Origin of the sequence: Methylobacterium sp. Leaf99 (assembly GCF_001422375.1) — a bacterium.
Taxonomy (GTDB): Bacteria; Pseudomonadota; Alphaproteobacteria; order Rhizobiales; family Beijerinckiaceae; genus Methylobacterium.
The window spans coordinates 360,173-386,603 of sequence record NZ_LMMU01000007.1; the positions used below are offsets into that span (position 1 = coordinate 360,173).

The 26,431-nt window shown below is 70.6% G+C and carries 24 protein-coding genes and 4 pseudogenes; 7 read left to right on the forward strand and 21 right to left on the reverse strand.

The window, feature by feature from the left end; all coding sequences use genetic code 11:
• Positions 1-74 precede the first annotated feature (74 nt).
• The 3 genes from ASF28_RS12590 to ASF28_RS12600 are packed head-to-tail and all read left to right on the forward strand — an operon-like array spanning position 75 to position 3,165.
• Complete coding sequence (locus ASF28_RS12590) at positions 75-353, forward strand: acyl carrier protein (protein ID WP_056092841.1); 279 nt, start codon at positions 75-77, stop codon at positions 351-353.
• A 15-nt stretch (positions 354-368) separates the two neighbouring features.
• Positions 369-1,871 (forward strand): AMP-binding protein, encoded by a 1,503-nt coding sequence (locus ASF28_RS12595; protein ID WP_056092843.1) that lies wholly within the window; start codon positions 369-371, stop codon positions 1,869-1,871.
• Positions 1,864-3,165, forward strand: coding sequence for an alanine racemase (locus tag ASF28_RS12600; protein WP_056092847.1), 1,302 nt, complete (start codon positions 1,864-1,866; stop codon positions 3,163-3,165). Before ASF28_RS12595 ends, ASF28_RS12600 begins: the two co-directional genes overlap by 8 nt.
• Here the strand turns inward: ASF28_RS12600 and mntR are convergent.
• Positions 3,162-3,614 (reverse strand): manganese-binding transcriptional regulator MntR, encoded by a 453-nt coding sequence (mntR, locus tag ASF28_RS12605; protein WP_056092849.1) that lies wholly within the window; start codon positions 3,612-3,614, stop codon positions 3,162-3,164. The two genes, ASF28_RS12600 and mntR, sit on opposite strands and share 4 nt — an antisense overlap.
• A gap of 256 nt (positions 3,615-3,870) precedes the next feature.
• On the opposite strand from mntR, the gene ASF28_RS12610 reads away from it, so the two are divergent.
• Positions 3,871-5,283 carry a lipopolysaccharide biosynthesis protein gene (locus ASF28_RS12610; protein ID WP_056092853.1) on the forward strand — a complete coding sequence of 471 codons (1,413 nt, stop codon included), beginning with the start codon at positions 3,871-3,873 and terminating at the stop codon, positions 5,281-5,283.
• Positions 5,283-6,506, forward strand: a complete 1,224-nt coding sequence (locus ASF28_RS12615) for a GNAT family N-acetyltransferase (RefSeq protein WP_056092856.1) — start codon at positions 5,283-5,285, stop codon at positions 6,504-6,506. Before ASF28_RS12610 ends, ASF28_RS12615 begins: the two co-directional genes overlap by 1 nt.
• Here ASF28_RS12615 and ASF28_RS12620 read toward each other — a convergent pair.
• Both ASF28_RS12620 and ASF28_RS12625 read right to left on the reverse strand, forming a co-directional pair.
• Complete coding sequence (locus ASF28_RS12620) at positions 6,487-6,837, reverse strand: hypothetical protein (protein WP_056092859.1); 351 nt, start codon at positions 6,835-6,837, stop codon at positions 6,487-6,489. The two genes, ASF28_RS12615 and ASF28_RS12620, sit on opposite strands and share 20 nt — an antisense overlap.
• Before the next feature lie 7 nt (positions 6,838-6,844).
• Positions 6,845-7,087 carry a hypothetical protein gene (locus ASF28_RS12625; protein WP_056092860.1) on the reverse strand — a complete coding sequence of 81 codons (243 nt, stop codon included), beginning with the start codon at positions 7,085-7,087 and terminating at the stop codon, positions 6,845-6,847.
• 199 nt (positions 7,088-7,286) lie between these two features.
• On the opposite strand from ASF28_RS12625, the gene sseA reads away from it, so the two are divergent.
• Complete coding sequence (sseA, locus tag ASF28_RS12630; RefSeq protein ID WP_056094138.1) at positions 7,287-8,132, forward strand: 3-mercaptopyruvate sulfurtransferase; 846 nt, start codon at positions 7,287-7,289, stop codon at positions 8,130-8,132.
• A gap of 52 nt (positions 8,133-8,184) precedes the next feature.
• Positions 8,185-9,003, forward strand: a complete 819-nt coding sequence (locus ASF28_RS12635; protein WP_056092863.1) for an urease accessory protein UreD — start codon at positions 8,185-8,187, stop codon at positions 9,001-9,003.
• Positions 9,004-9,035: 32 nt separating this feature from the next.
• On the opposite strand, the gene ASF28_RS12640 is transcribed toward ASF28_RS12635, so the two are convergent.
• From ASF28_RS12640 to petA, 18 genes and pseudogenes are all read right to left on the reverse strand, one after another.
• On the reverse strand, positions 9,036-9,524 hold the full coding sequence (locus ASF28_RS12640) for a lipocalin-like domain-containing protein (RefSeq protein WP_056092866.1): 489 nt from the start codon (positions 9,522-9,524) through the stop codon (positions 9,036-9,038).
• 156 nt (positions 9,525-9,680) lie between these two features.
• A complete protein-coding gene (locus ASF28_RS12645) occupies positions 9,681-10,610 on the reverse strand; it encodes a transporter substrate-binding domain-containing protein (protein ID WP_056092868.1) in 930 nt (309 codons plus the stop codon).
• Positions 10,611-10,914: 304 nt separating this feature from the next.
• A pseudogene (locus ASF28_RS12650) lies at positions 10,915-12,509 on the reverse strand (porin).
• Positions 12,510-13,152: 643 nt separating this feature from the next.
• Positions 13,153-13,686: pseudogene (locus tag ASF28_RS23100) on the reverse strand (porin); the annotation flags it as partial.
• A gap of 1 nt (position 13,687) precedes the next feature.
• A pseudogene (locus tag ASF28_RS23105) lies at positions 13,688-14,143 on the reverse strand (porin); the annotation flags it as partial.
• Positions 14,144-14,244: 101 nt separating this feature from the next.
• Positions 14,245-15,117, reverse strand: a pseudogene (locus ASF28_RS12660) (porin); the annotation flags it as partial.
• 768 nt (positions 15,118-15,885) lie between these two features.
• On the reverse strand, positions 15,886-17,199 hold the full coding sequence (locus ASF28_RS12665; RefSeq protein WP_056094142.1) for a hemolysin family protein: 1,314 nt from the start codon (positions 17,197-17,199) through the stop codon (positions 15,886-15,888).
• A 124-nt stretch (positions 17,200-17,323) separates the two neighbouring features.
• Positions 17,324-18,295 carry a type I pantothenate kinase gene (coaA, locus tag ASF28_RS12670; RefSeq protein WP_056094145.1) on the reverse strand — a complete coding sequence of 324 codons (972 nt, stop codon included), beginning with the start codon at positions 18,293-18,295 and terminating at the stop codon, positions 17,324-17,326.
• Between the two features lie 44 nt (positions 18,296-18,339).
• On the reverse strand, positions 18,340-18,663 hold the full coding sequence (locus ASF28_RS12675; RefSeq protein WP_056092874.1) for a phosphoribosyl-ATP diphosphatase: 324 nt from the start codon (positions 18,661-18,663) through the stop codon (positions 18,340-18,342).
• 95 nt (positions 18,664-18,758) lie between these two features.
• A complete protein-coding gene (hisF, locus tag ASF28_RS12680) occupies positions 18,759-19,535 on the reverse strand; it encodes an imidazole glycerol phosphate synthase subunit HisF (protein WP_056092877.1) in 777 nt (258 codons plus the stop codon).
• Positions 19,536-19,563: 28 nt separating this feature from the next.
• A complete protein-coding gene (gene hisA, locus ASF28_RS12685) occupies positions 19,564-20,322 on the reverse strand; it encodes a 1-(5-phosphoribosyl)-5-[(5-phosphoribosylamino)methylideneamino]imidazole-4-carboxamide isomerase (protein ID WP_056092880.1) in 759 nt (252 codons plus the stop codon).
• A 43-nt stretch (positions 20,323-20,365) separates the two neighbouring features.
• Positions 20,366-21,025, reverse strand: coding sequence for an imidazole glycerol phosphate synthase subunit HisH (gene hisH, locus ASF28_RS12690; protein ID WP_056092881.1), 660 nt, complete (start codon positions 21,023-21,025; stop codon positions 20,366-20,368).
• Complete coding sequence (locus tag ASF28_RS12695; protein ID WP_056092884.1) at positions 21,022-21,507, reverse strand: DUF2628 domain-containing protein; 486 nt, start codon at positions 21,505-21,507, stop codon at positions 21,022-21,024. The genes hisH and ASF28_RS12695 overlap by 4 nt, the downstream gene beginning before the upstream one ends.
• A gap of 29 nt (positions 21,508-21,536) precedes the next feature.
• Positions 21,537-22,124: an imidazoleglycerol-phosphate dehydratase HisB gene (gene hisB / locus ASF28_RS12700; protein WP_056092886.1), complete on the reverse strand. Its 588-nt coding sequence runs from the start codon at positions 22,122-22,124 to the stop codon at positions 21,537-21,539.
• 354 nt (positions 22,125-22,478) lie between these two features.
• Positions 22,479-23,354, reverse strand: coding sequence for an S-methyl-5'-thioadenosine phosphorylase (locus ASF28_RS12705; RefSeq protein WP_056092889.1), 876 nt, complete (start codon positions 23,352-23,354; stop codon positions 22,479-22,481).
• A 125-nt stretch (positions 23,355-23,479) separates the two neighbouring features.
• Positions 23,480-24,376 carry a cytochrome c1 gene (locus ASF28_RS12710; protein ID WP_056092892.1) on the reverse strand — a complete coding sequence of 299 codons (897 nt, stop codon included), beginning with the start codon at positions 24,374-24,376 and terminating at the stop codon, positions 23,480-23,482.
• 22 nt (positions 24,377-24,398) lie between these two features.
• Positions 24,399-25,685: a cytochrome b gene (locus ASF28_RS12715; RefSeq protein ID WP_056092895.1), complete on the reverse strand. Its 1,287-nt coding sequence runs from the start codon at positions 25,683-25,685 to the stop codon at positions 24,399-24,401.
• A 48-nt stretch (positions 25,686-25,733) separates the two neighbouring features.
• The gene (petA, locus tag ASF28_RS12720) at positions 25,734-26,333 is read right to left on the reverse strand and encodes a ubiquinol-cytochrome c reductase iron-sulfur subunit (protein ID WP_082476538.1); all 600 of its coding nucleotides are present in this window, start codon (positions 26,331-26,333) and stop codon (positions 25,734-25,736) included.
• Positions 26,334-26,431 lie beyond the last annotated feature (98 nt).

Below are 26,431 nucleotides of genomic sequence, written 5' to 3' on the forward strand. Positions count from 1 at the left end.
CTTAAGCGCGGCTTGCGTCGGGAGGGCTGTCAGCGCGGCTCGCGTCCCGGCGGACGTCCGGTGGAGTGGGAACCTTGGTCGAGACACAGGACGGTGCGTCGCTCGACGACGCACGTGCGGCGATCCGCGCCTTCATCCTCGGGCGCAGTCCCGGCCTCGCGCCGGAAGCCGTCACCGGGCAGACTTCCCTGGTGACCAGCGACGCCCTCGATTCCATCGGCGTCCTCGACCTGATGATGGAGCTCGGCGACCGCTTCGGCTTCGAGATCGAAGAGGACGCGTTCGCCGTCGAACATTTCGAGAGCATCGACGCCCTGGCGGCCTACGTCGTGTCGAAGCGGCACCAAGCCTGACGCCATGAGGACCCCATGAGCGCGCCGACGCACGTCCGGGACCTGCTCGACGGGCCGGCCGGCGACCGCATCGCCCTCGTGGCCGGCGCGGAGCACCTGACCTATTCCGGCTTCCGCACCCGCGTCGCGGCCCTGGCGGACCGGTTGATCGGGGCCGGCATCGAGCCGGGCGACCGGGTCGCGGTCTGGCTGCCGAAATCCATCGGCGAATGCGTGGCCCTGTTCGCCGTCGCGCGGGCCGGCGGCGCCTTCGTGCCCATCCATCCGAGCCTGCGCCCGGCCCAGGTGCGCCACATCGTCGAGGATTGCGGCGCGCGCGCCCTGGTGACCGACGCCCACCTCCGCGCCACCCTGGGCGAGAGCCTCGCGGTGGAATTCGAGGCGCCGGGGAGCGAGGATGCCCTCCTGCTCCTCACCCTGGAGCGCCGGGACGGACCCGCTCCGCCGACCGATCTCGCGGCGATCCTCTACACCTCGGGCTCGACGGGTTTGCCCAAGGGGGTGATGCTCTCCCACGCCAACCTCCTCGCCGGCACCCGCATCGTTCGGACCTACCTGGGCCTCACGCCGGACGAGCGCATCCTGTCGGTGCTGCCCCTCGCCTTCGATTACGGCCTGAACCAGCTCCTCACCGCCGTCGAGCAGGGCGCCCGCCTCGTCCTCCTCGATGTCCGGTTCGGCGACGAGGTGGTGCGCGCCATCGAGACCCACGGGATCACCGGGCTCGCCGGGGTGCCGACCCTGTGGACCCTCCTGACGCGGGCGGCCCCCCGTCTGGCCACGGCCGATCTGGCGAGCCTGCGCTACCTCACCAATTCCGGCGGCGCCGTGCCCGTGGAGACCGTCGCGCGCCTGCGCCGCGCCCTGCCGCGGACCGACATCGTCCTGATGTACGGGCTCACGGAAGCGTTTCGCTCGACCTGGCTTCCCCCCGGCGAGCTCGACGCCCGGCCCGGCTCCATGGGGCGCGCCATCCCGGAGACCGAGATTTTCGCCGTCGCCGCCGACGGCCGGCGCACGCGGCCGGGCGAGCCCGGCATCCTGATGCATCGCGGCCCCACCGTGTCCCTCGGCTACTGGAACCGGCCCGAGGACACCGCCCGGGTGCTCGTGCCCGATCCCCGCGCCCCCGGCGGCCCGCCCCTGTGCCGCTCGGGCGACATCGTGGTCGAGGACGAGGCCGGCTACTTCACCTTCGTCGGGCGCGACGACGCCATGATCAAGACGTCGGGGTTTCGCGTCAGCCCGGGCGAGGTCGAGGCGGCCCTGATGGCGACGGGCGCCTTCCGGGCCGTCGCGGTCATCGGCCTGCCCGACGCGAGCCTCGGGCAGCGCATCCACGCCGTCGTCATCCCCGCCGAGGGCGGCCCGACGCCGGAGGCGGCCCTCCGGTCCCTGCGCGAGACCCTGGCGCCGCACCTGGTGCCCCGCTCCGTCGAGGCGGTGGCGTCGCTTGCCGTCACCCCCAACGGCAAGGTCGATTACAAGCGCCTCGCCGCGGAGCGCCGGGATGCCTGAGGCCGACGACCTCGCCCGACGCCTGATCGCGGAAAACTTTTCCCGCCTGGACGGGGCGATCCGCGTCGGCGGCCTCGCTCTGGCCGACCTCGCCCGGACCCACGGCACGCCCCTCTTCGTCTACGACGCCGCCCTCATGCGCCGGGCCTACCGCGCCCTGTCGCGGGCCGTCGCGGGCTTCGCGACGGTGGACTACTCCGTCAAGGCCAACCCGTGCCCGGCGGTGATCCGCGTGTTCGCCGACGAGGGCGCCGGCGCCGAGATCGCCTCGGGCGCCGAGTTCGCCGCGGCCCTGGCCGCTGGCGTCGCGCCGCAAAAGATCCTGTTCGCCGGGCCGGGCAAGAGCGACGCCGATCTCGACCGGGTCGTGGCCGGCGGCATCGGCGAGATCCACCTGGAGAATATCGAGGAGATGGCGCGGGTCGCCGCCGCCGCCGCGCGTCACGGGCGGCGCGCGGCCGTGGCGATCCGGGTCAATCCGGGGCCGGACGCCCAGGGCGGCGCCATGCGGATGGGGGGCAAGCCCTCGCCCTTCGGCTTCGACGAGGAAGAACTCGACGCCGTCGTCGACCGGGTCGCGGCCGAGCCGCACCTGCGCCTGACCGGCCTCCACCTCTTCGCCGGAACGCAGGGGCTGTCGGCGGCCGTGCTCCTCGGGCAATGGGCCTACGGTTTGCGACTGGCGTCCCGGGCCGCCGCACGGATCGGGCGCCCCCTCGACACCGTCGATCTCGGCGGCGGCCTCGGCATCCCGTACTTTGCCGGGGACGCGGCCCTCGACCTCGACGCGATCCACGCCGGCATCCCGGCCCTGCGGGCGACGGTCGACGCCGATGCCGGCCTCGCCGGCGCCCGCATCGTCCTGGAGCCGGGACGCTATCTCGTCGGGCCCGCCGGCCTCTACGTGGCGCGGGTGCGGGCGGTGAAGATCTCGCGCGGGCAGCGCTTCGTGATCACGGATGGCGGCATGCACCATCACCTCGCCGCCTCGGGCAACCTCGGACAGATCGTCAAGCGCGACTATCCGGTGGTCGCCGTCGTGGAGCCCGCGGATTCCGTGCGCACGCCCGCCGCCGTGGTCGGGCCCCTCTGTACGCCCCTCGACATGCTGGCCCGCGCCGCTCCCCTGCCCGACCTCGCCGCCGGCGACCTCGTCGCCGTGCTGCAATCGGGCGCCTACGGCCTCACCGCGAGCCCGACGGGTTTTCTCAGTCACCCGCTGCCGGCCGAGATCCTGGTCGATGGCGGGCGGGCGACGGCGATCGGGCCGTGGCGGCCCGGGGTGGATGCCTAGGATTTGCTTTCCGAAAACAGCCGGAAGGCTTCGAGGGTCTCGGCGCTCACATGGTGCTCGATGCCCTCGGCATCGCGCCGGGCCGTCTCGGCGCTGACCCCGAGGGCGCACAGGAATTTCTCGACGATGCGGTGGCGCTCGCGGCTCTGGACGGCGAGGGCCTGGCCGGCCGCCGTGAGGAACACGCCGCGATAGGGCCGCTGCTGGACGAAGCCATCCTCGACGAGGCGCTTGAGCATCTTGGCCACGGTGGGTTGGGCCACGCCGAGGCGGGCGGCGATGTCGACCTGGCGTGCCTCGCCGCCGTCGCCGATGAGATCGGCGATGAGTTCGACGTAATCCTCCACCAGCTCCAGACGTCGCGCTTCGCGCGCCTGGCGAAAGCTCTCCACGTGCACGTCGGGATCGACGAGGGGGGACGCGGGATCGGATCGCGACGAATCCTGCATGTGACCGGCCGTCTCCCTTCCCGCGGGCGCACCGGATCGGCGCTCGCACCCGGCTGTGTAGCGAAGCCGGACCGCGAAAGGGACCCCCTTCGGCTGAGGGCCCCGGCCGTGTTGACGCCTCGGCAACGGCCGCATGCTAGGTCTTTGCCACCGCCTCGGCCAAGGGGCGGCGGCGCGGACTCAAGCGAAAGTTGCACGTGAACGCGACGCGATCCCCCCTCGGTCCGGGACGTGACCCGCCCCCGGCGGCCCGGCTTTGATCGCCCGCCACACCCTGACCTATGTCGGCTCGCGCGGGGTGGCCGCGGCCCTCAACATGGCGTCCCTCGCGGTCTTCACCCGGCTCGCCCCGGCGGAGGCCTATGGCGGCTACCTGCTGATCCTGTCCTGGGCCCTGGTCCTCTACGGCGCCACCTGCCAGTGGCCGAAATTCTCATTCTTCGCCCTCTACGACGAGGCCCGCGCGCCGGATCAGGTCGGTACGGTGGTGCGCCTCCTCGGGGCGATGATCGGGCTCGCCGCCCTGGCCGCCGCCCTCGGCGCCTGGCTCGGGATCGTCGCGCCCGCCGCCGCCGCCGCCATCGTGGCGGCGGTCCTCGGCATGATGGTGTTCGAGGGGGCCTGCGAGATCGCCCGCACCCGTCTCGAAGTCGGCGCGGTCGCCTCCGCCATCGTCCTGCGCGCCGTCCTCGTCCTCGGCCTCGGCAGCGGCGTCCTTCTCCTCACCGGCCACGCCGTCGATCTGCTCCTCGCCACGGCGCTCGCCAACGTGCTGGCGGCCGTGCCGCCCCTCGCCGCCCTCGGATCGCTCCTGCGCGGGCGCGGCAGCTGGGCGGAGGCCCGTCGCCTCGTCGCCTATGGCTGGCCCCTGGTCCTGTCCTTCGCCGCCGCGGCCCTGGCCCAGACCATCGACCGTCTCATCATCGGCCAGAGCGTCGGCGTGGCCGAACTCGGCGCCTACGGGGCCTTCTCGGACTTCCTGCGCCAGAGCTTCGTCGTGTTCGGCGACAGCATCGCCCTGGCCCTCGTCTCCATCGCCAAGCGCGAGGCCCGTGACGGCGGGATGGCGGCCGCCCGGCCCGTCCTCGAAGGGGCCGCCCGCCTGATGGCCCTCATCGCGGCCTTCGGGGCTGTGTTCTTCCTCGCCTTCGACGACCTCGTCGTCGCCGTGCTGCTCGGGCCCGACTACCGGGCCGCCGCCCTCGGCGTCGCGCCCCTGCTCGTGGCCGCCAGCGTCTTCCTGATGCTGCGGTCGTACTATTTCGGGCAGATCATCTACTTCTCGGCGTCGAGCCGCCTCGATGCCGTCGCCTCCGTCACCCTCCTGGTCGCCATTAGCGGCCTCTCGGCCGTGCTGATCCCACCCTACGGCATCACCGGGGCGGCCATCGCCGTGGTACTCGGACAGGCGCTGGCCTGCCTCGTCTTCGTCTTCGGCGACCGCACCGGCCTGCGCATGCCGGTGCCCTGGCGCGATGTCGCGACCATCGGAGCCACCGCCCTCGCCTGCCGGATCGCCATCGCGTGGATCGAGGCGTCGGGCGCCGGACGCACGGCCACGTCCGTCGCCGTCGAACTCGCCCTCCTCGGGCTCGGCGTCGGCGCCATGGCGTGGCGCTTCGACATCCTCGGGGTCGCCGGCCTGCTCCGGCGCCGGCGCGCGGCCTGATGCGCGCGCCCGGTCACGGCCCCGTGGTGCGACTGGCCGACGGTGGCGTCGCCGCCCTGCGCGCCCTCGATCCGGCGGCCCCGTGGCTGCCGGCCTGGCGTGACCTGAGCCGGCGACCCTTCGTCGAGAACCTGTTCTACGACCCCGACTTCGCCCTGGCGGCGCTCGACGCCTTCGGGGACGGGGTGGACATCCTCCTCGTCGGCGACCGGCCGCCGGAGGAGCCGGGCCTGCGCCTCGCCGCCGTGTGGCCGTGCCGGCGCGGGCGCGGCCGCTGGGGCGTTCCCTTGCGCCTCACCCTGGGGTGGATGCACGGCTTTGGCGTCTTCGGCGTTCCCCTGCTCGATCCCGAGGCCCCGGACCGGGCCCTCGACGGCCTCCTGCGCGGGGCCGCTCGCCTCGCCGGTCCCCGCCTGATGCTGCCCTACGTTCCGACGAACGGGCCTTTCGCCGACCTCCTGGCACGGGCCTGCCGGCGCCACGGCCTCGCCCGCGCGGAGTTCTGGGAGCATGCCCGGGCGGTCCTCGACCTGTCGGATCGCACGGGCCCCGAGCGCGCCGCCTATCTCGACCACCTCTCGCCCCGCCGGCGCCGGCGCCTGCGCCAATCGGCCGAGCGCCTCGCCCCCCTGATCTTCGAGACCGTCCGCGATCCGGCCGATCTCCGCGCCGCCCTCGACGACTACATCGCCCTCGAAGGCTCCGGCTGGAAGGGCCGGGCCGGCACCGCCATCGGCGACGCCCCCGGGGAGAGCGCGTTCCTGCACGCGTCCGTGGCCGCCTTCGGCGCCCTCGGCCGGGTGCGCATCGACCGCCTGCGCCGCGACGGGACGACCCTGGCGAGCGCGGTTACCTTCGTCGGCGGCGCACGGGCGTGGTGCCTGAAGATCTCCTTCCTGGAGGCGGAGGCCCGCGACTCCCCCGGCGCGCAGCTGCTCCATCACCTGACGCGGAGCCTCATCGCCGACGCCGCCCTCGACGGTGCCGATTCCTGCGCGCCCCCGGATTTCCGCCTCGCCGAGACGTTCTGGGCCGAACGGATGCCCCTGGCGCATGTCCTGATCGCGGCGCCGGGGGGCGACCGGCTGTTCGGCCTCGCCCGGAGGCTCGAAGGCCTGCGGGCCCGGATGAGCCGGATGCTCGCCCGACGGACCTGGGCGCAGGGCCGCAAGGGCGCCCGCGCGGCCGGAGCGCCGGACGCCCCTACCAGCCGAAGCGACTGATCCGCGCCTGGGCCGCCGCGACGGCCCTGGGATCGCGGCCGAGGGCGGCGAGGCGCTGCGACCAGTCGTGGCAGGTCACGCAGAACGGCAGGCTCGCGAGCACGATCCCCTCCCGCGACCGGGCAACCGAGCCGATGAGGCAGGCGATGGGGATTTCCGAATCGGGCCGTCCGAGGCAATCGCCGCGCGGGCTTCCGAAGAGCGGCCGGTTCGGCCAGTCGAGGACGATCACCGTGCCGCCACGGCGGTCGGGGGCGGGCGGCAGGCTGTAGCTGCGCAGGAACAGGGCCGCGAAGGCCAGGACCAGGGCCGGTACGAGGAGGCGCCCCATGATCGCCTCAGGCCGGCTCGTCGAAGCGGCTTCGGCGGAACACCTCGGTGCCGGCCCCGTCGATGACCCGCACGGCTTCGGCCGGCCCGCCGCTGCGCTGCGGCGCGCGGGCCCGGGCGAACAGGCCCAGGGCCCGCTCCATGGCCGCGTCGAGGCTGCCGACGCGGACGGAGACGCGCTGGCGCACGGGGTCCTCGCCGGGCTCGTCGGGCCCGAGAATCTCGATGTGGAAGGTTTCGCGTGGGGTCAAGGGCGAGGCGGCTCCGGCCTTTTCGAATGGGGCGATGGCTCACATAGGGCATCGGTGGCGATCGGGCGCGCGAAAGGCGCGTTTCCCGACCGTCCGCCTCCACCCTTGCCGGCCGATCGATACAAGTCACCCGGCGGATGCAACATGCGCCGGGATATGGTTCAGTGGCGCCTCCCTCACGTGCATGGACCCAAGCATCATGGCGACGACGCCTTTCGTGACCGTGGATTGGCTGAAAGTCCGGATCGAGGCCCCCGACATCGTCGTCCTCGACGGGTCCTGGTACCTGCCGGCGCAGGGGCGCGACGCGGCTGCGGAGTACCGGGCCGGGCACATCCCGGGGGCCATCCGCTTCGACATCGACGCCATGAGCGACGAGACCTCGGGCCTGCCGCACATGCTGCCGCGCCCGGAGGTTTTTGCCGCGCGGATGCGGGCGCTCGGCGTCAGCGATGGGGCGCAGATCGTGGTCTATGACGGGATGGGACTGTTCTCGGCGCCCCGGGTGCGCTGGATGCTGCAGGTGTTCGGCGTGCGCGACGTGGCGCTGCTGGAGGGCGGATTTCCGGCCTGGGTCGCGGCGGGCGGGGCGGTCGAGGACGGCGAGGGCCGGCCGCGCGAGCGCCGCCACTTCACCGCTCGCCTCGACAACGGCGCGGTGGCGGACGCGCAAGACATTGCCCGCGCTCTCGAATCCGGCTCAGCCCAGGTGGTCGACGCGCGCTCCGCTCCGCGCTTCCGCGGCGAGGAGGCGGAGCCCCGCCCCGGCGTCCGCCCCGGTCACATGCCGGGGGCCCTGAACGTCCATTACGCGGCGCTGCAGGCCGATGGACGGCTCAAGGACCCCGACGCCCTGAGGGCGGTGTTTGCCGAGAACGGCGTCGATCCGGACCGGCCCGTGGTCACCACCTGCGGATCGGGGGTCACCGCCGCCATCGTCTCCCTGGCCCTGGAGAGCCTCGGCCGGCCCGCCCGCGCCCTCTACGACGGGTCGTGGTCGGACTGGGGCGCGGACCCGGCGCGGCCCGTGGCCACCGGCGCGTGAGGTGTCGGCGCGCGCCGTTCCACGCCCCGACGTGACGCTCCCCGACCGTTCCATGCCGCCGACGCGCCAGCGCTCGGACGGGCGCGTGCACCTGCGCGTCGGACGGATGGGGGCCGACACCCGAATCCTCGACATCGCCGAATCCGGTCCCCTGCGCGTGCGCCTGCCGCGCGGGCCGGCGGGGCCGTGCGAGGCGGTGCTCCTGAACAGCGCCGGCGGCATCGCCTGCGGCGACCGGTTCACCGTGTCCGTCGCCGTGGGCGCCGGCGCCGGCCTCGTCCTCACCACCACGGCGGCGGAGAAGGTCTACCGCTCGGACGGACCCGGCACGGTGATCGAAACGACGGCCGCGGTGGCGGCGGGCGGCCACCTCGCCTTCCTGCCGCAGGAGACGATCCTGTTCGACGGGGTCAGCCTCCGGCGCAGCCTCACCGTCGATCTCGCGGGGGATGCGGGCCTGCTCGCCTTCGAGGCCGTGACCTTCGGGCGGGTGGCGCGGGGCGAGCGGATTCGCGACGGGCGCTTCCACGACCACTGGCGCATCCGCCGCGACGGCCGCCTCGCCTACGCCGATTCAATCCGCCTCGACGGGGCGATCGCGGACGCCCTAAGGCGGGCCGCCATCGGCGGCGACGCGCGGGCGATGGCGACCCTCGTCGACGTGTCGCCGGGCGCGGAAGGCCGCCTCGAAACCATGCGGGCCCTGCTCGAAGCGGGTGCGCGGGACGGCGTCGGGGCGGCGGCGAGCGCCTGGAACGGCCACCTCGTGGTGCGCTTCCTCGGGGCCGACCCGGCGGCCCTGCGGGCGCTCGCTCAGGCCGTCCTCGTCGGCTACCGGGGCGTCCCCCTCCCCCGGGTGTGGCAGAGCTGACCCCACGGGGCGCCACCGTCCCGCGGTGACGGTCAGGGATAGCGCTCCCAGAGGAGCGTCACGACGCTCATCTTCCCGTCGACGTTGAATTTGAACGGCGGGGTTTTGAGGGTCAGCGTCCTGCCGTCGTACTCCACGTCCCTGACTTGGGATGTCCCCGACCAGACCTCGTTCCACGACGTATCGATGTCGTGGGTCACCTTGTTTCCATCGATCCGATACGTGCCCGCGTAAGCGAAGAACGTCTTGTGCAAATGAATGCGGTCCTCATCGCTCATCTTGTCGTTGGCGACCGGCCTCGCGCGCCCTTCGAAGGCGCAGATGACCGTCATTCGCCCGTCCTTGCCGTAGGTGAGCCAGCCAGTGGGCCGAGGGCCACCATAGGCCTCGATCACCTCATTCGACTCGACGAGCTTTCGCGTCGCCGCGGCAAGTCTCCAGGTGCCGGAGATATCCTGTGGCTCGAGCGCAAACGCAGATGTCGCGCCGAAGCAGGCGGCAAGGGTGCAGATGATCCTCACGGACGTCTCCCCACTGTCGATTCGCCGGCGGCGATCCACGCAAGGATACGCCCGGTTTTCGCAGTTCGCGCCCATCGAATCGTCGGTCGACCATGAAAAAGGGGCCCCGGCCTCGCCGGAGCCCCCTTCCCAAATCATCGGATCGGGCGGTCGGCCTCAGTAGGCGGCCGGATCGGGGCTGTCGCTCGGGTTGGCGAAGGTCTTCACCATGGCCTCGCTCATGGGCAGGTTCAGGTTGATGCCGCGGGGCGGGATCGGCTTGGTGAACCAGGTGTCGTAGAGCGCCTTGCCCTCGGGGCTCTTGTAGAGCTTGGCCGTCGCGGCATCGACCACCGCCTTGAACGGGGCGTCGTCCTTGCGCAGCATGATGCCGTAGGGCTCGGGCTTCGACAGGGCCTCGCTCGAGATGGTGTAGGCGCCCGGGTCCTTGGAACTGGCGGCCAGGGAAGCGAGGAGCACGTCGTCCATCACGAAGGCGACGGCGCGGCCGGTCTCGACCATGAGGAACGCCTCGGCGTGGTCCTTGGCCGGCAGGATGGTCATGCCGAGGTTGCCCGCGGTGTTGGCCTCGTTGATCTGGCGGATGTTGGTGGTGCCCGAGGTCGAGACCACGGTCTTGCCCTTGAGGTCGGCGAGCTTGTCGAGCTTGGCCGTCTTCTTCGACACGAAGCGGGTGGCCGTGAGGAAGTGGGTGTTGGTGAAGGTGGCCTGCTTCTGCCGGTCGGGGTTGTTCGTCGTCGAGCCGCACTCGAGGTCGATGGTCCCGTTGGCGATGAGCGGGATGCGGGTCGCGGAGGTGACCGGGTTGAGCTTGACCTCGACGTTCGGCAGCTTGAGGTGGACCTTCACCGCCTCGGCGACCTTCTTGCAGATCTCGAAGGCGTAGCCGACGGGCTTCTGCTCATTGTCGAGGTAGGAGAACGGCACCGACGCGTCGCGGTAGCCGATGGTGATCTGGTTGGTTTCCTTGATCTTCTTCAGGGTCCCGGTCAGGTCCTCCGCCCGGGCGGCGCCCGTGGCTGTGGCCGAGACCGCAAGGGCGACGAACGCCGCCGTGACGGCGGATCTTGAGTGGCGCGAACGCATGGGCAGGCTGACTCCGGGGGGCGATCGCCGCGACGGCCATCGCTCAAGGTACCTATAGCAAGTTAGCGGCGGTGCTCACCGACGCAATCGGTGTTTTCCACGCATCGCGAGGAATGCGCGGGGGCTCGCGCGCCGGGGTCCGACTAGCAATGCACGTGCCGCCGCCGGATATGCATTTGCCGTCGGCGGGGATGACCGACGCAAAAAGGCCCGGCTTCGCAGCCGGGCCAGTTCACAGGTCTCGAAGCTCGAATGGTCTCCACCGGTCGGATGTCGCGACGACACCCGACCGGTCGGCGTCGACTTAGAAGTCGCGCTGGATGCGCATGCGCATCTGGTAGGTGTCGTCGGCGGTCACCGTCTTGACGTTGCCGTTGGCGAGGTTGATCGCGTTGACCGCACCGTTGGAGCGGGTCTGATCGACCACCCGGCCGCTCTGGACGCCGACCTTGGTGTAGAGGCCCTCGACGCCGATATCGAGATCCTTCACGGGCGACCAGATCAGGCTGGCGCCGGCGACGACCTGGTAGGTGTCACGCAGCACGGGGCTGACGTTGTAGGACGGCGTGCCGATGATGCCGGTGAACTGCGAGCCGGCGAGGGCATTGACGGTGGCGGCGCTGGCGCCGGGGGCGCCGGTGGCGGTGGCGTAGGCCAGGGCGTTGTTGAAGCGGGCGCCGCGGGCGAAGCTCAGCTCGCCGTAGCTGGCGAAGATCGCCGAACGCCACTCGGGCGACCAGTAGTGCAGGAACGAACCGACGACGGTGAACGAGGTCGAGAGCTCGATCTTGCCCGTGAGCGGGTTGAGGGTCGCATCCGACATGTAGGGCGGGAGGCGTAGGACCCGTTGTACGAGGAGTAGCCGGTGTAGAGGGTCGCGCCCTCGCCGTAGGCGCCCTGGAGGTAGAAGGTGTCGCCGGGGGCGATGAACGGCATGTTGATCTTCACGCCGCCCTGAACGGCCCAGCCGAACTCGGAGGCGGGACGGGCGGTGAAGCCGCCGAAGTTGGCGATGGGCACGCCGGCCGGGGCGCCGAAGGTAGCGGCCGAGTAGCCCTGGATGAAGTTGGCGGTGTTCAGCTCCTTGGCGGCGGCCGAGAGCTGGGCCGAACCCCAGGCGGCGTCGTAGCGCAGGACACCGACGAAGTCGACGGCGCCGAAGACCGGGCGGCCGAAGGCGTCGGTGCTGATCAGGACGCGCTGCGGCGCCGGGGAGGTGGTGGCCTCCTGCGAGTAGATGGTGTTGCGGCGGAAGCTGGGATCTTCGAGCGAGACCGTGGCGGAGAAGCCGCCGGTGCCGAGCTTGGTGGTGTAGGCGAGCAGGTTGGTGGAGGCGAGGTCCGAACCACCCGTGCCGCCCATGATCTCGAAGTCGTGGGCGTAGAAGTCGAAGAACGACGAGGCGCGACCGGCGGTGAGGCCGGCGAACTGGATGAACGCCTTCTCGGTGCTCACGAACTGCTGGACGCGGCCGAACTGATCCTGACCGGTGGCGCCGAAGGCGTTGCCGATGCGCTCCTGGGTGCCCGAGCGCAGGCCCTGGGTCGAACCGGTACGGGAGGCGAATTCGAGGCGGGTGAAGGCGCGCAGGGTGCCGTAGGCGGTCTGCGTGCGGGCGTCGACGTTGATACGGGCCAGGCCGCGGTAGCCGGTGGTGTCGCCGTTGCTGCCGGAGCGGCTGTCCTGCTGCTGGTAGCCGATTTCGAGGCGCGCGCGGCCCGAGAGACGGATGCAGGTATCGGTGCCGGGGATGTAGAAGAAGCCGGCGCCGTAGGCGGAGCAGACGCGGACGTATTCGATGGGGGCAGCCTTCTTGACCGGGAGGTCGGCTGCGTGTGCTCCGGCAACGGCTGCGAAACCCGCAGCAGAGGCAAGAAGCGAGCTCTTCAAGAGCTTCATTGATATCTCCAAAAGCTTCGAGACCCGAGGGATGGACGACTGCAGGCACGATGATCCGAAAGGAACCCGACCCGTGTCGTCCTTATCTTTCAACAGCCGAGCGTTTTCGCTGGTTTGCAGAAGTGTTGCGCTGGCGATGCCCCCAGTGCCCAGTCACTCTGTGCGAGCCGGTTCCGTCGGGCAACTCGAAAACGTGATCGGTACTGCGGTTCCGCCCCCGTGTTGCGGCGGTGCAACGTTGCACAGGCGGCTAAGCGTATGAGGAAGAGCACGATTTCCGGGCGACGGCCGGCCCCGCCCCGCTCCGCCCAGTCGGTCGGACTGTGCTGCGTTTCCGCCCATTTCGGCAAAATGATTCCACGTTTCGGCGTGAAAACGGCTGAATGTGCCCGTTTGGTATATTGAACGATGTATTCATAGGCAGGGGCGGGATTATTTCTGAAGACCCTCGGTTCGGGTGTGCGAGCCCCGCGAACTCCGATCCGGGGCCGCCGCCCGTCCCGCCCGGCTGGCGGCGGCCTGTGGACGGAATGCCGGGCCGGCACCGTCTCGCCGGGCGTCGCTCGAGGCACGGACAGCAGGGTCGCGACGGCCTTCGTGAACGGTCGGGTATCCCGGCGACACCCGACCGGTTCGCGTCGCCTCAGAAGTCGCGCTGGATGCGCATGCGCAGCTGGTAGGTGTCGTCGGCCGTGACCGTCTTGACGTTGCCGTTGGCGATGTTTGCCGCCGTGACGGCACCGCGCGAGCGGGTCTGATCGACGACGCGGCCGCTCTGGACGCCGACCTTGGTGTAGAGGCCCTCGACGCCGATATCGAGATCCTTGACGGGCGACCAGATCAGGCTGGCGCCGGCGACGATCTGATAGGTGTCGCGCAGGACCGGGCTGACGCCGAACGAGGTCTGGCCGACGACGCCGGTGAACTGCGAACCCGCCAGGGCATTGACGGCGGCCGCGCTGCCACCGGCGGCGCCCGTCGCGTAGGCGAGGGCGTTGCCGGCACGGGCGCCGGGGGCGAACTTCAATTCGCCGTAGCTGGAGAACACGGCCGAACGCCATTGGGGCGACCAGTAGTGCAGGAACGAACCGACGACGGTGAACGAGGTCGAGAGCTCGATCTTGCCCGTGAGCGGGTTGAGGGTCGCATCCGACATGTAGGGGTCGAAGGCGGCGCCNCAGGAACGAACCGACGACGGTGAACGAGGTCGAGAGCTCGATCTTGCCCGTGAGCGGGTTGAGGGTCGCATCCGACATGTAGGGGTCGAAGGCGGCGCCGTTGATGGTGCTGGTGCGCGAGGAGTAGGAGCCGTTGTACGCGGAGTAGCCGGTGTAGAGGGTCGCGCCCTCGCCGTAGGCGCCCTGGAGGTAGAGGGTGTCGCCGGGGGCGATGAACGGCAGATTGATCTTCACGCCGCCCTGAACGGCCCAGCCGAACTCGGAGGCGGGGCGCTGGGTGAAGCCGGCGAAGTTGGCGATGGGCACGCCGGACGGGGGAGCACCCGCGGCGTAGCCCTGGATGAAGTTGGCGGTGTTCAGCTCCTTGGCGGCGGCCGAGAGCTGGGCCGAACCCCAGGCGGCGTCGTAGCGCAGGACACCGACGAAGTCGGGGACGCGGTTGCGCTGGGACACGTCGACGGCGCCGAAGACCGGGCGGCCGAAGGCGTCGGTGCTGATCAGGACGCGCTGCGGCGCCGGGGAGGTGGTGGCCTCCTGCGAGTAGATGGTGTTGCGTAGCCCTGGATGAAGTTGGCGGTGTTCAGCTCCTTGGCGGCGGCCGAGAGCTGGGCCGAACCCCAGGCGGCGTCGTAGCGCAGGACACCGACGAAGTCGGGGACGCGGTTGCGCTGGGACACGTCGACGGCGCCGAAGACCGGGCGGCCGAAGGCATCGGTGCTGATCAGGACGCGCTGGGGCGCCGGGGAGGTTTGCGCCTCCTGCGAGAAGATGGTGTTGCGGCGGAAGCTGGGATCTTCGAGGGAGATTGTTGCCGAGAGGCCGCCGGTGCCGAGCTTCGTCGTGTAGGCGAGCAGGTTGGTCGAGGCGAGGTCCGAACCACCCGTGCCGCCCATGATCTCGAAGTCGTGGGCGTAGAAGTCGAAGAACGACGAGGCGCGGCCGGCGGTGAGGCCGGCGAACTGGATGAACGCCTTCTCGGTGCTCACGAACTGTTGGACGCGGCCGACCTGATCCTGGCCGAGGGCCTGGAAGGCGTTGCCGATGCGCTCCTGGGTGCCCGAGCGGATGCCCTGCGTGGAGCCGGTGCGGGAGGCGAATTCGAGGCGGGTGAAGGCGCGCAGGGTGCCGTAGGCGGTCTGCGTGCGGGCATCGACGTTGATCCGGGCCAGGCCGCGGTAGCCGGTGGTGTCGCCGCTGCCGCCGGTGCGGCTGTCCGTCTGTGCATAGCCGACCTCGAAGCGGGCGCGCCCCGAAAGCCGGATGCAGGTATCGGTGCCGGGGATGTAGAAGAAGCCGTTACCGTAGGCGGAGCAGACGCGGACGTATTCGATGGGGGCGGCCTTCTTGATCGGAAGATCGGCGGCCTGTGCTCCAGCGACGGCTGCAAGAAATGCGGCGGACGCGAGGAGCGAGCTCTTCAGGAGCTTCATTGATATCTCCAAAATCTTCGAAACCCAGGGGATAGGCGACTTCAGAGATAGCGGTCCGAAGGACACCGACCTTTGTCGTCTTTGTATTTGTAAATGTCAGGCATTTTAGCCTGTTTGCACGGTGTTGCACTGGATTTTGCCCAGTGCTTACTGACTTTGTGCAAGCCTGTTCGAGGGGGCAACACGAAAACGTGATCGCGCGCGCAACTCCCCCGCCGTGTTGCGGCGTTGCAACGCAGGTTGGGCGGCTAAATATCTGAAACGAAGCGGGTTTTTGGATCAATGCGGACGGCGCGGCGGCCCGGCCGGCGCGGCGGTCCGCGCTCCGTCCGGCTCATTTCCGCGGAATCGTTGCGCTCTTCGAGCCGAAAACCCTCAGAATCGCCGATGGTGTCGCTTGAACGACGTGTTCGATGGCAGGGGGGCGATGATGTCCGGAACCCGTCGGATGGGGGAATCGGCCGCGCGCTCGCGGATTCGCCGCCGGCGTGCCCCGCCCTCGCCCGGCGGCGCCCGGGCCGGCCTGCGGCCTTCGGGGGGGCGAAACCGACCCTGCGCCGAATCGCTCCGGATCGGGGCGCCGCGGCAAAACCCTGCGCCGCCCCGGCGATTCGGAGTCCGACGAAGTCGGCTGACCGCCCGCGATCGTTCGGCATGGAAGGCGTTCAGCCCGCCGCGACGCCGCGATCCGAAGCGTGGGAGCCGAGACGGAACGGGCACGCGCCGTCGAACCCGGCGCGGCCGAGGGGGCCCGCCCGGTCCGCCCCGTCAGGCGGGAATGGGCGTCGCCAGCACCTTGTCGACGCGGCGTCCGTCCATGTCGACGACCTCGAAGCGCCAGCCGTGGGTCTCGAAATGGTCGCCGGCGGACGGGATGCGGCCGAGCTGGAAGATGACGAAGCCCGCCAGGGTGGCGAAGTCCTCGGTGTCCGGCCGCTCGACGAAGGCGAGGCGCTCGAAGGCCTGACCGGCCGGCATCATCCCGTCGATGAGCAGGGAGCCGTCCCCGCGCTCGACCACCGCCGGCTCGTCGCCGATCTCCGGGATGTCGCCCGCGATGGCCTCGAGCAGGTCGGTCTGGGTGACGATGCCCTCGAGGCTGCCGTACTCGTCCACCACGATGGCCATGCGCACGGGCTGGGCCTGGAAGATCTCCAGGACGGCGAGGATCGACAGGCTCTCGTGGACGACGGTGGGCGGCTGGGTCGCGGCCAGGACGTCGATGGTGCCGCCGTCGAGGACCTGGTTGAGCAGGTCCTGCTTGCGCACGACGCCGACGATCTCGTCGACCTGGGACCGGCTGACCACGATCTGGGCGTGGTCGCACTCGCGCACGGCCTTCAGGATCGCCTCGCGGTCGTCGTCGGCATCGACCCACTCGACCTCGTGGCGCGGCGTGATGATGTCGCGGACCTTGCGCTCGCCGATGGAGAAGATGCGCTCCACCGCCTCCTGCTGCGCCTCGCGGATGAGGCCGGCCTCCTGGCTCGCCTGGATCAGGAGGTTCAGTTCCGCCGTCGAGTGCAGGGAGCCCTCGCCGTGCCCGGCCTTGAGGCCGCACAGGCGCACGACGCCGTTGCCGAGGCCGTTGAGGAACAGGATCGCCGGGCGGAACACGAACAGGAACAGGCTCAGCGGCCGGACCACGGCGAGCGCCGTGCGCTCGCTGCGCTGGAGGGCGAGGCTTTTCGGGGCGAGCTCGCCGAGCACGATGTGCAGGGCCGTGATGATGACGAACGAGATCGCCACCGCGATGGTGTGGGTGGCGACCGCGCTCACGGAGGACGGCAGCCAGGCCAGCAGCGGCTCGATGAGGTGGGCCAGGGCCGGCTCGCCGACCCAGCCGAGCGCCAGGGACGAGATGGTGATGCCGAGCTGCGTCGCGGCCAGGTGCGCGTCGAGCTGGTCGGTGGCGCGCTGCAGGGCGGTGGCGTTGGTCCGGCGCTCGGTGACGAGTTCCGACACCCTGCTCCTGCGGACCGAGACGAGGGCGAACTCGGCGGCCACGAAGAACCCGTTGGCCAGGACGAGGACGAGGACGGCAACGAGGCCGAGGCCGGTTGCCCACGCTTGATCGGAAATCGTCGTCTCCACCGCCACGGGTCGTGGCGGGAGATCTAACAGTTGTGCCCCACGGGGCCAATCGCCTCAGGCGGTCCGCCCGCAGCAATATGAGGCAGACGCGCCGGGCGTCTCGGCCCGAACCCTACAGCCGGCGCAGCGCCACGCTCTCGATGCGGTGGCTGGCGCCCTTGGCGAGGATCAGGCTCGCGCGCTGGCGGGTCGGCAGGATGTTGTCGCGCAGGTTCGGCAGGTTGATGGTCGTCCACAGGGTGTCGGCGATCTCGAGGGCCTCGGTCTCCGTCACCTCGGCGTAGCGCCGGAAGTAGGACAGGGGATCGCGGAACGCCGTCTGGCGCAGGCGCAGGAAGCGGTTGACGTACCAGCGGTGCAGGTCGTCCTCGTGGCCGTCGAGGTAGATCGAGAAGTCGAAGAAGTCGGACACGAACGGGATCGCCGTGCCGTCGCGGGGCAGGCGCGCCGGCTGCAGCACGTTGAGGCCCTCCACGATGAGGATGTCGGGGGAATCCACCACCCGCTCCTCCCCCGGCACCACGTCGTAGACGAGGTGGGAGTACAGGGGGGCGGCCACCTGCTTCTTGCCGGCCTTGATGTCCGTGAGGAAGCGCAGGAGTGCCGCCGTGTCGTAGCTCTCCGGAAACCCCTTGCGCTCCATGGCGCCCATGGCCCGGAGTTCGGCGTTGGGCAGCAGGAAGCCGTCCGTGGTGATGAGATCGACCTTCGGGGTGTTGGGCCAGCGCGCCAGCAGGGCTTTGAGCACCCGCGCCGTGGTGGATTTGCCCACCGCCACGGAGCCGGCCACCCCGATGATGTACGGCACCTTGGCCTCGCGCTCAGCCATGAGGAAGCGCTGGGTCGCCTTGAACAGCCCCTGCGTCGCCGCGACGTAGAGGGAGAGCAGGCGCGACAGGGGCAGGTAGATCGCCTCGACCTCCTCCACCGAGATCGGGTCGTTGAGGGATTGCAGGCGCGTCACGTCCTCGGCGGTGAGGGTGAGGGGCGTGTCGGCGCGCAGCTGCGCCCACTCCTCGCGGGCGAACAGGCGGTAGGGCGAGAGCCGCTCGGGCCCGAGGCCGGTGACGGGGTCCTGCCCGATGGCGGGGTCGCGTTCCGGGTGCGGCGCCGCGACGGCGGCCCCGGTCACGTGTGCCTCCGGGCGGCCTTCTCGGCGATGCCGCTCTGGGCGGTGCGCCGTTCGAGCTCTGCCATCACCTCGTCGAGGGCGACGCCGCCGGCGCGCAGGAGCACCACGAGGTGGTAGAGCACGTCCGCCGCCTCGCTCACCAGGCCGTCATGGTCGCCCTGCACCGCGGCGATGGCGGCCTCGACGGCTTCCTCGCCGAGCTTCTTCGCCGGTTTCGCCGGACCCCCGGACAGGAGCTTGGCGGTGTAGGATTGGTCGGCCGGGGCCTTGGCGCGGTCCGCCACGAGGGCGTCCAGGTCGGCGAGGGTGAACTGGGTCATACGGTCCTGGAGTCCGGCGGTCCGGACTTATCGTGCCACCCGGCGGGGGCGGCGGCATTTCTGATCATGGGGCAAACCCGCTTCCGGACCCGGCGTCAAGCGTCGCGGCGCATGGACAGGCCCGCCGCCGCCATGTGGGCCTTGGCCTCGGCCACGCTGTGCTGCCCGAAATGGAAGATCGAGGCGGCGAGCACGGCGCTGGCATGGCCGTCGCGGACCCCGGCCACGAGGTCGTCGAGGCCGCCGACCCCGCCCGACGCGATCACCGGTACGCTCACGGCATCGGCGATGGCGCGGGTGAGCGCCAGGTCGTAGCCCGAGCGCATGCCGTCGCGGTCCATGGAGGTGACGAGCAACTCGCCGGCCCCGCGCACCGTCACCGTGCGGGCGAACGCGATGGCGTCGAGGCCCGTGGGTTTGCGCCCGCCATGGGTGAAGATCTGCCAGGATTCAGGCTCGCCCGGCGCGGAGGTGCGCTTGGCGTCGATGGCGACGACGATGCACTGGCTGCCGAACTTTTCCGCCCCCCGCGCGACGAAGTCGGGATCGGCGACGGCGGCGGTGTTGATGGAAACCTTGTCGGCCCCGGCGAGCAGCAGGGTGCGGATGTCCGCCACCGTGCGGATGCCGCCGCCGACGGTGAGCGGCATGAAGCAGGCCTCCGCCGTGCGGCTCACCACGTCGAGGAGCGTGCCGCGGTCCTCGTGGCTCGCGGTGATATCGAGGAAGCAGAGCTCGTCGGCCCCGGCGGCGTCGTAGGCTTTGGCCGCCTCCACGGGATCGCCGGCGTCGCGCAGTTCGAGGAACTGCACGCCCTTGACCACGCGGCCGTCCTTGACGTCGAGGCAGGGGATGATGCGGGTCTTGAGCACGAAAGTCCCTTTCGCGGTCGCGGTGCGGTCAGGCCGCCCGGCCGCCGGGTGTCTGACCCTTCGCCCTGGCGATGGCGGCCAGCGCCTCCCGCGGGTCGATGCGGCCGTCGTAGAGGGCGCGGCCCGTGATGGCGCCGGCGAGCAGGGCGCAGTCGGGCTCGAGAAGGCGGTGGACATCGTCGATGGAGGCGAGGCCGCCCGAGGCGATCACCGGGATGGTGACGGCGCGGGCGAGGCCGAGGGTCATCTCGATGTTGAGGCCCTTGAGGATGCCGTCGCGGGCGATGTCCGTGTAGATCAGGGCCGCGACCCCGGCATCCTCGAACCGGCGCCCGAGTTCCTCGGCGGTCATGCTCGACGTGGTGGCCCAGCCCTCGACGGCGACGCGGCCGTCCTTGGCGTCGATGCCCACGGCGATCTTTCCGGGATAGAGCCGCGCCGCCTCGTGGACGAAGGCGGGGTCGCGGACGGCGGCGGTGCCGATGATGACCCGGCTGACCCCCTTGGCGAGCCACGCCTCCAGGGTCTTCATCTCGCGGATGCCGCCGCCGAGCTGCACCGGCAGCTTGGTCCGGGCCAGGATCGCGTCGACGGCGTCGGCGTTCATCGGCGCGCCCGCGAAGGCGCCGTCGAGGTCGACCACGTGCAGCCAGGGGAAGCCCTGTTCCTCGAACACGGCGGCCTGGGCGGCCGGATCGTCGCTGAACACGATGGCCTGGGCCATGTCGCCCTGCACGAGGCGAACGCAGCGCCCTTCCTTGAGATCGATGGCCGGGAACAGGATCACGCGTCGGTTCGCTTTCGGGCTGTACGTTGGGCGGGGTGGGGGCCTACGGCCGCCATGCCAGGAAATTCGCCAGGAGGGCGAGGCCGAGATGCTGGCTCTTCTCGGGGTGGAACTGCGTGCCGGCGACGTTGTCCCGCGCCACCATGGCGGTGACGGGCCCGCCGTAATCGCTGTGGGCCACCGTGTCGGCGGGATGCGACGGCTGCAGGGCGAAGCTGTGGACGAAGTAGGCGTGCAGGCCGTCCTCGCCGAGGGGAATACCGGCGAGCAGCGCGTGGTCGCGGTCGGCCGTCAGGGTGTTCCAGCCCATATGCGGCACCTTGAGCGCCGGATCGGCGGGGCGGATCGGGCCGACATCGCCGGGAATCCAGTCGAGGCCCGGCGTCGTCGCGTATTCGAGGCCGCGGGTGGCCAGGAGCTGCATGCCGACGCAGATGCCGAGGAACGGACGGGCCCGGACCTTGGCCGCGTGGGTCATGGCCGCGACCATGCCGGGCACGGCATCGAGGCCGGCGCGGCAATCGGCGTAGGCGCCGACGCCCGGCAGCACGACGCGGTCGGCGCTCGCCACGATCTCGGCGTCCGACGTCAGCACGATGCGGCTGTCGAGGCCGGCCTCGCGGGCGGCGCGCTCGAAGGCCTTGGCCGCCGAATGCAGGTTGCCCGAGCCGTAATCGATGATCGCGACGGTCTCGGGCGTCACCGCCGGCCCTCGCTGAACGGGAACATGCCGATGGCGGCCTCGCCCGTGCGGGACGGGGCGTTGGCGTAGGGCGCCAGCGTCGGGCGCGCCGGGGCGGTGCCGTCGAGCCAGCGGGCGGCGGCCTTCATCTCGGCCTCTTCGAGGCTGCCCGCCAGCACGGCATCCCGCACCGGGCGGCCCCGGCGGGCATAGGTCCAGCGCCGCAGGGACGAGGCTTCGAGGCCGACGAGCAGCTGCACGAGCAAGGCGACGACGAAGCCGGCGACCGGGTTCAGCGCGGCCGCGTGGCCGAGATAGGCCGTGGCGGCCAGGAGGGCGAGGACGCCCAGCGCGCTGAGCCACAGGCGATGAAACAGGAACCACAGGGGCCCGTAGGCGAAGGCCGCCCACGAGAAGCCGTCGGGCACGAGGTGCGCGCGCTCGAGTCCGTGAACCTCGCCCGCGAGGGCGTCCCGATCGAGGTGCAGCGTGTAGGTGCGCATGGCGTGTCCTCTCGTGCGACCCCGTTCAGTCAGAGCGAGCCCTTGGTCGAGGGAACGCGGCCGCCCTCGCGCGGATCGACGGCGACGGCCTGCCGCAAGGCGCGGGCCAGACCCTTGAAGCAGCTCTCGGCGATGTGGTGGGCGTTGTCGCCGTAGAGGGTCTCGACGTGGAGCGTGATCCCGGCGTTCATGGCGAAGGCCTGGAACCACTCGCGCACGAGTTCGGTGTCGAACTGCCCGATCTTCTCCACCTTGAAGGCGGTGCGGAACACGAGGAACGGCCGGCCGGAAATGTCGACCGCGACCCGCGTCAGGGCCTCGTCCATGGGCAGGTGGATGTCGGCGTAGCGCGCGATGCCGCTCTTGTCGGCCAGCGCCTGGGCGAAGGCCTGGCCGAGCGCGATGCCGGCATCCTCCGTGGTGTGGTGCTGATCGACGTGGAGGTCGCCGGTGACCGAGACCTCGATGTCGAACAGGGCGTGGCGCGCCATCAATTCGAGCATGTGGTCGAGGAAGCCGACGCCCGTCGCGATGGTGGCGCGGCCGGTCCCGTCGAGGTTGACCGCCACGTGGACGTCGGTCTCCGCCGTGCGGCGGTCGATGCTGGCGGCGCGCATGCCTGAAATTTGCTCTTGTGCGGTCGAATTCCGGGGTCGAGCCCGCCTTCTAGTGCCAACGGGGCCCGCCTGTGAAGGGAGCGGGCCCGCGATTCACTCGGTTTCCGGGCCATTCGCTCGGCCGATCCCGTCTGTCCCTCAAGCTCGATATCGAGCGCGGGTCCCCTCCCGTTAAAAGCTACGACATCCACGCCACCGCCCGGCGGCTGCTTTCGAAAGCCACGACGCGTCGGCACGAAGCGCGACGGACCCCCTCTCCTGTTTGGGAGAGGGTTGGGGTGAGGGTCGTGAACTCTCCGAATAAGTCCCACACCTCACCCTGTCCCTCTCCTTCCAGGAGAGGGAACCCGAGCATCACCCGTTCAGGACGCGGCCGGCGACGGCGTCGAGCTTGGTGAGCAGGGCCGGATCGCGCTGGGCCGGGGCGGTCATGATGGAGCCGTCGAGGGCCCGGTCGGAGCCGACGGGGCAGGCCTCGCGCGCCTCCGGGAAATCGCGGGCGAGGCGGGCGACGAGGCGGGCGGCCTTGTCGGCGTTGGCGCGGGCCACGGCGACCACGGCGGCGACGTCGACGGCGTCGTGGCCCGGATGCCAGCAGTCGAAATCCGTCACCATGGCGATGGTGGCGTAGGTGATCTCGGCCTCGCGGGCGAGCTTGGCCTCGGGCATGTTGGTCATGCCGATGACGTCGTAGCCCTGCGCCTTGTAGGTGGTGGACTCGGCGTAGGACGAGAATTGCGGGCCTTCCATGCAGACGTAGGTGCCGCCGCGATGGACCGCGATCTCCTCCGCCTGGGCCGCGTCGGCGATCCGCCCCTGCAGGGCCGGGCCGATGGGGTGGGCCAGGGACACGTGGGCGACGCAGCCGTTGCCGAAGAACGAGGATTCGCGGCCATGGGTGCGGTCGACGAACTGGTCGACGAGGACGAACAGGCCGGGATGGAGCTCGCTGCGGAACGAGCCGCAGGCGGAGAGCGAGACGAGGTCAGTGACGCCGGCCCGCTTCATCGCGTCGATGTTGGCGCGGTAGTTGATGCCGGTGGGCGACAGGCGGTGGCCGCGTCCGTGGCGGGCGAGGAACACCACCTTGGTCCGGCCGATCCGGCCGATGCGCAGGGCGTCCGAGGGCTCGCCCCAGGGGGACCGCACAGCCTCTTCGCGAACATCCTCCAGGCCCGGCAGGTCGTAGACCCCCGAGCCGCCCATCACGCCGAGCACCGCTTGCGTCATCCGTCGCTCCATAAACTCAGCGCCGGTCGCCCCCGTGTGGGACGCCGGCGCTGTGGTGTTTCGGTGAGGACGGCGCCCGTGTCGAGCCCCGCCGCGTTCGATCGGCTCGGTCGGGTCCGATCGGTTCAGTAGGTCTTGTGCAGTTCCGGCTGGAGGCCGTGGACCTCGCCGCCGACCTTCGCCCAGATCTTCTTCTTGACGTAGTAGAGCAGGCCCGAGAGCACGATGAGGAACAGGATCACCCGCAGGCCCAGGGCTTTCCGCGCCATCATGTGCGGCTCGGCGGTCCAGGCCATGAACGCGGCGACGTCGGTCGCGTACTGGCTGACCGTCTCCGGCACCACCGGCTCGCCCTTGTCGGTCTTGGCGTAGGTGACCTGACCGTCGCTCAAGGGTTTCGGCATCGCGATGAGGTGGCCGGGATAGTACTTGTTCCAGTACGTGCCCGAGGGGACCTCCTTGCCGGCCGGCGGGTCCTCGTAGCCGTCGAGCACCGCGTGGATGTAGTCGACGCCGTGCTCGGTGTAGCCGACGATGGGCAGGGCATCGGTGAGGAACTTCGGGAAGCCGCGCTCGAAGGTACGGGCCTTGGCCAGCACCGAGAAGTCCGGCGGGGCCTTGCCGCCGTTGGCGGCGGCGGCGGCCTTCTCGTTGGGGAACGGCGACGGGAAGGCGTCGGCGGCCCGGGCCGGCCGATCGACGTCCTCGCCGGAATCGTTCTGTTCCTTGACCTTGTACTCGGCGGCGAGCGCCTTGACCTGGCTGGCGGAAAAGCCGGGGCCGCCCGGCTCCGCGAGGTTGCGGAAGCGGACGAGGCTCATGCCGTGGCAGCTCGAACAGACCTCGCGATAGACCTGGAAGCCGCGCTGGAGCTGGGCCTGGTCGAAGCGGCCGAACATGCCGGCGAAGCTCCACGCCTGGCGCGGCGGCTGGGGAGCGCCGTGCTCCTCCTCCGCCGAGGCCAGGGTGACGCTGAGGGTGGCCGCGACGAGGGTCGCGGCGAGGAGGCGGGTGGTTTTCATGGTTCTCAAAAGTCCCCTGCCCTCAACCCTTGGACTGCGGTGCGGCCGCGGCCCCGGCCGGCATGCCGGACCCGGAGACCTGCTTGCCCGGACCGGTGACGCTCTCGAGGATCGAGTCCGGCAGGCGGTCGGGCGTCTCGAAGAGGCCGACGAGGGGCATCACGACGAGGAAGTGGAGGAAGTAGTAGGCCGTGCACAGGCGGGCGGCGATGACGTAGCCGCCCTCCGGCGGCTTGGCGCCGAGCCAGCCGAGCAGAACCGTGACCACGACGAACAGCCAGAAGAACTGACGGTAGATCGGGCGGTAATTGGCCGAGCGCACCCGCGAGGTGTCGAGCCACGGCGCGAAGGCGAGGATGATCACGGCGCTGAACATCAGGATCACGCCGCCGAGCTTGTCCGGCACCGCGCGCAGGATCGCGTAGAACGGCAGGAAGTACCATTCCGGCACGATGTGGGCCGGGGTCACGGCGGCGTTGGCCGGGACGTAGTTGTCGGCGTGGCCGAGGTAGTTCGGCTGGTAGAAGATCCAGTAGGCGAAGAAGATGCCGAACACGACGGTGGCGAACACGTCCTTGACCGTGGCGTAGGGCGTGAACGGCACCGCGTCCTTGCTCGACTTGATCGGGATGCCGGCGGGGTTGTTCTGGCCGGTGACGTGCAGGGCCCAGACGTGGAGCACGACGACGCCGAGGATCATGAACGGCAGCAGGTAGTGGAGCGAGAAGAACCGGTTGAGGGTCGGGCTGCCCACCGAGTAGCCGCCCCAGAGCAGGCTCTGCACCGTCTCGCCGACGATGGGGATGGCACCCAGGATGCTGGTGATGACGGTGGCGCCCCAGAAGCTCATCTGGCCCCACGGCAGGGTGTAGCCGAGGAAGGCGGTGGCCATCATCAGGAGGTAGATGATCACGCCGAGGATGTAGAGGATTTCGCGCGGGGCCTTGTACGAGCCGTAATACAGCGCCCGGAACATGTGGATGTAGACGGCGACGAAGAACATCGACGCGCCGTTGGCGTGCATGTAACGCAGGAGCCAGCCGTAATTCACGTCGCGCATGATGTGCTCGACGGAGTTGAACGCGTTGGCGGCCGACGGGTCGTAGTGCATCGCCAGCCAGATGCCGGTGACGATCTGCGACATCAGCATGGCGATGAGGATCGCGCCGAAGGTCCAGAAATAGTTGAGGTTGCGCGGCACCGGGAAGGCGACGAACGACGAGTGGACCAGCCCGACCAGGGGCAGCCGCGATTCGAACCACTTCGCCACGCGGCTCTTGGGAACGTAGGTGTTGGCGTGTGCGCTCATGGGGCTACCCGCTTCGAAGACTGTTGCATGAAATCCCGTCGCCCTTCCTCAGGCCGCGGCCTTGCCGCCCTCTTCGCCGATGCGGATCTTGGCATCCGTCTCGAAGGCGTAGGGCGGAACCGGAAGGTTCGTCGGGGCGGGACCGCGGCGCACGCGGCCGGAGGTGTCGTAGAGGGAGCCGTGGCAGGGGCACGACCAGCCCTCGTACTGGCCCTGGTGGCCGATGGGGACGCAGCCGAGATGGGTGCAGTTGCCGTAGACCACGAGCCACTTGGCGTGGCCCTCCTTCACCCGGGCGGCGTCGGCCTGCGGATCGATGAGGTCCTTCATCGGGACGGCGGCGGCCTCCTTGATCTCCTTCTCGGTGCGGTGACGCACGAAGATGAGCTTGCCGCGCCAGAACACGTTGACGATCTGGCCTTCCTGGATCGGCGACAGGTCGACCTCGAGGGGGGCGCCCGCCGCGATGGTCTCGGCATCGGGCGCCATGGAGGCGACGAAGGGCCAGACCAGGGCGCCGGTGCCGACGGCCAGCGCCGCGCCGGTGGCGAGGAACATGAAGTCGCGCCGCGTGCCGTCCGTCCCGGGTACGGTGCCGTCGGCATTGACGGCCGTGGTGGCCGAGGGGGTAGCCGCGTGGTTCGCCAAGTGTCGGACTCCGAGCCGGGGATACGGGCACGGCCGGGGCGCGCGGGGCGCGCCGTGGCCGGGCGGGACATTAGAGGCTTTCGAAGGAAAGTCAGCCC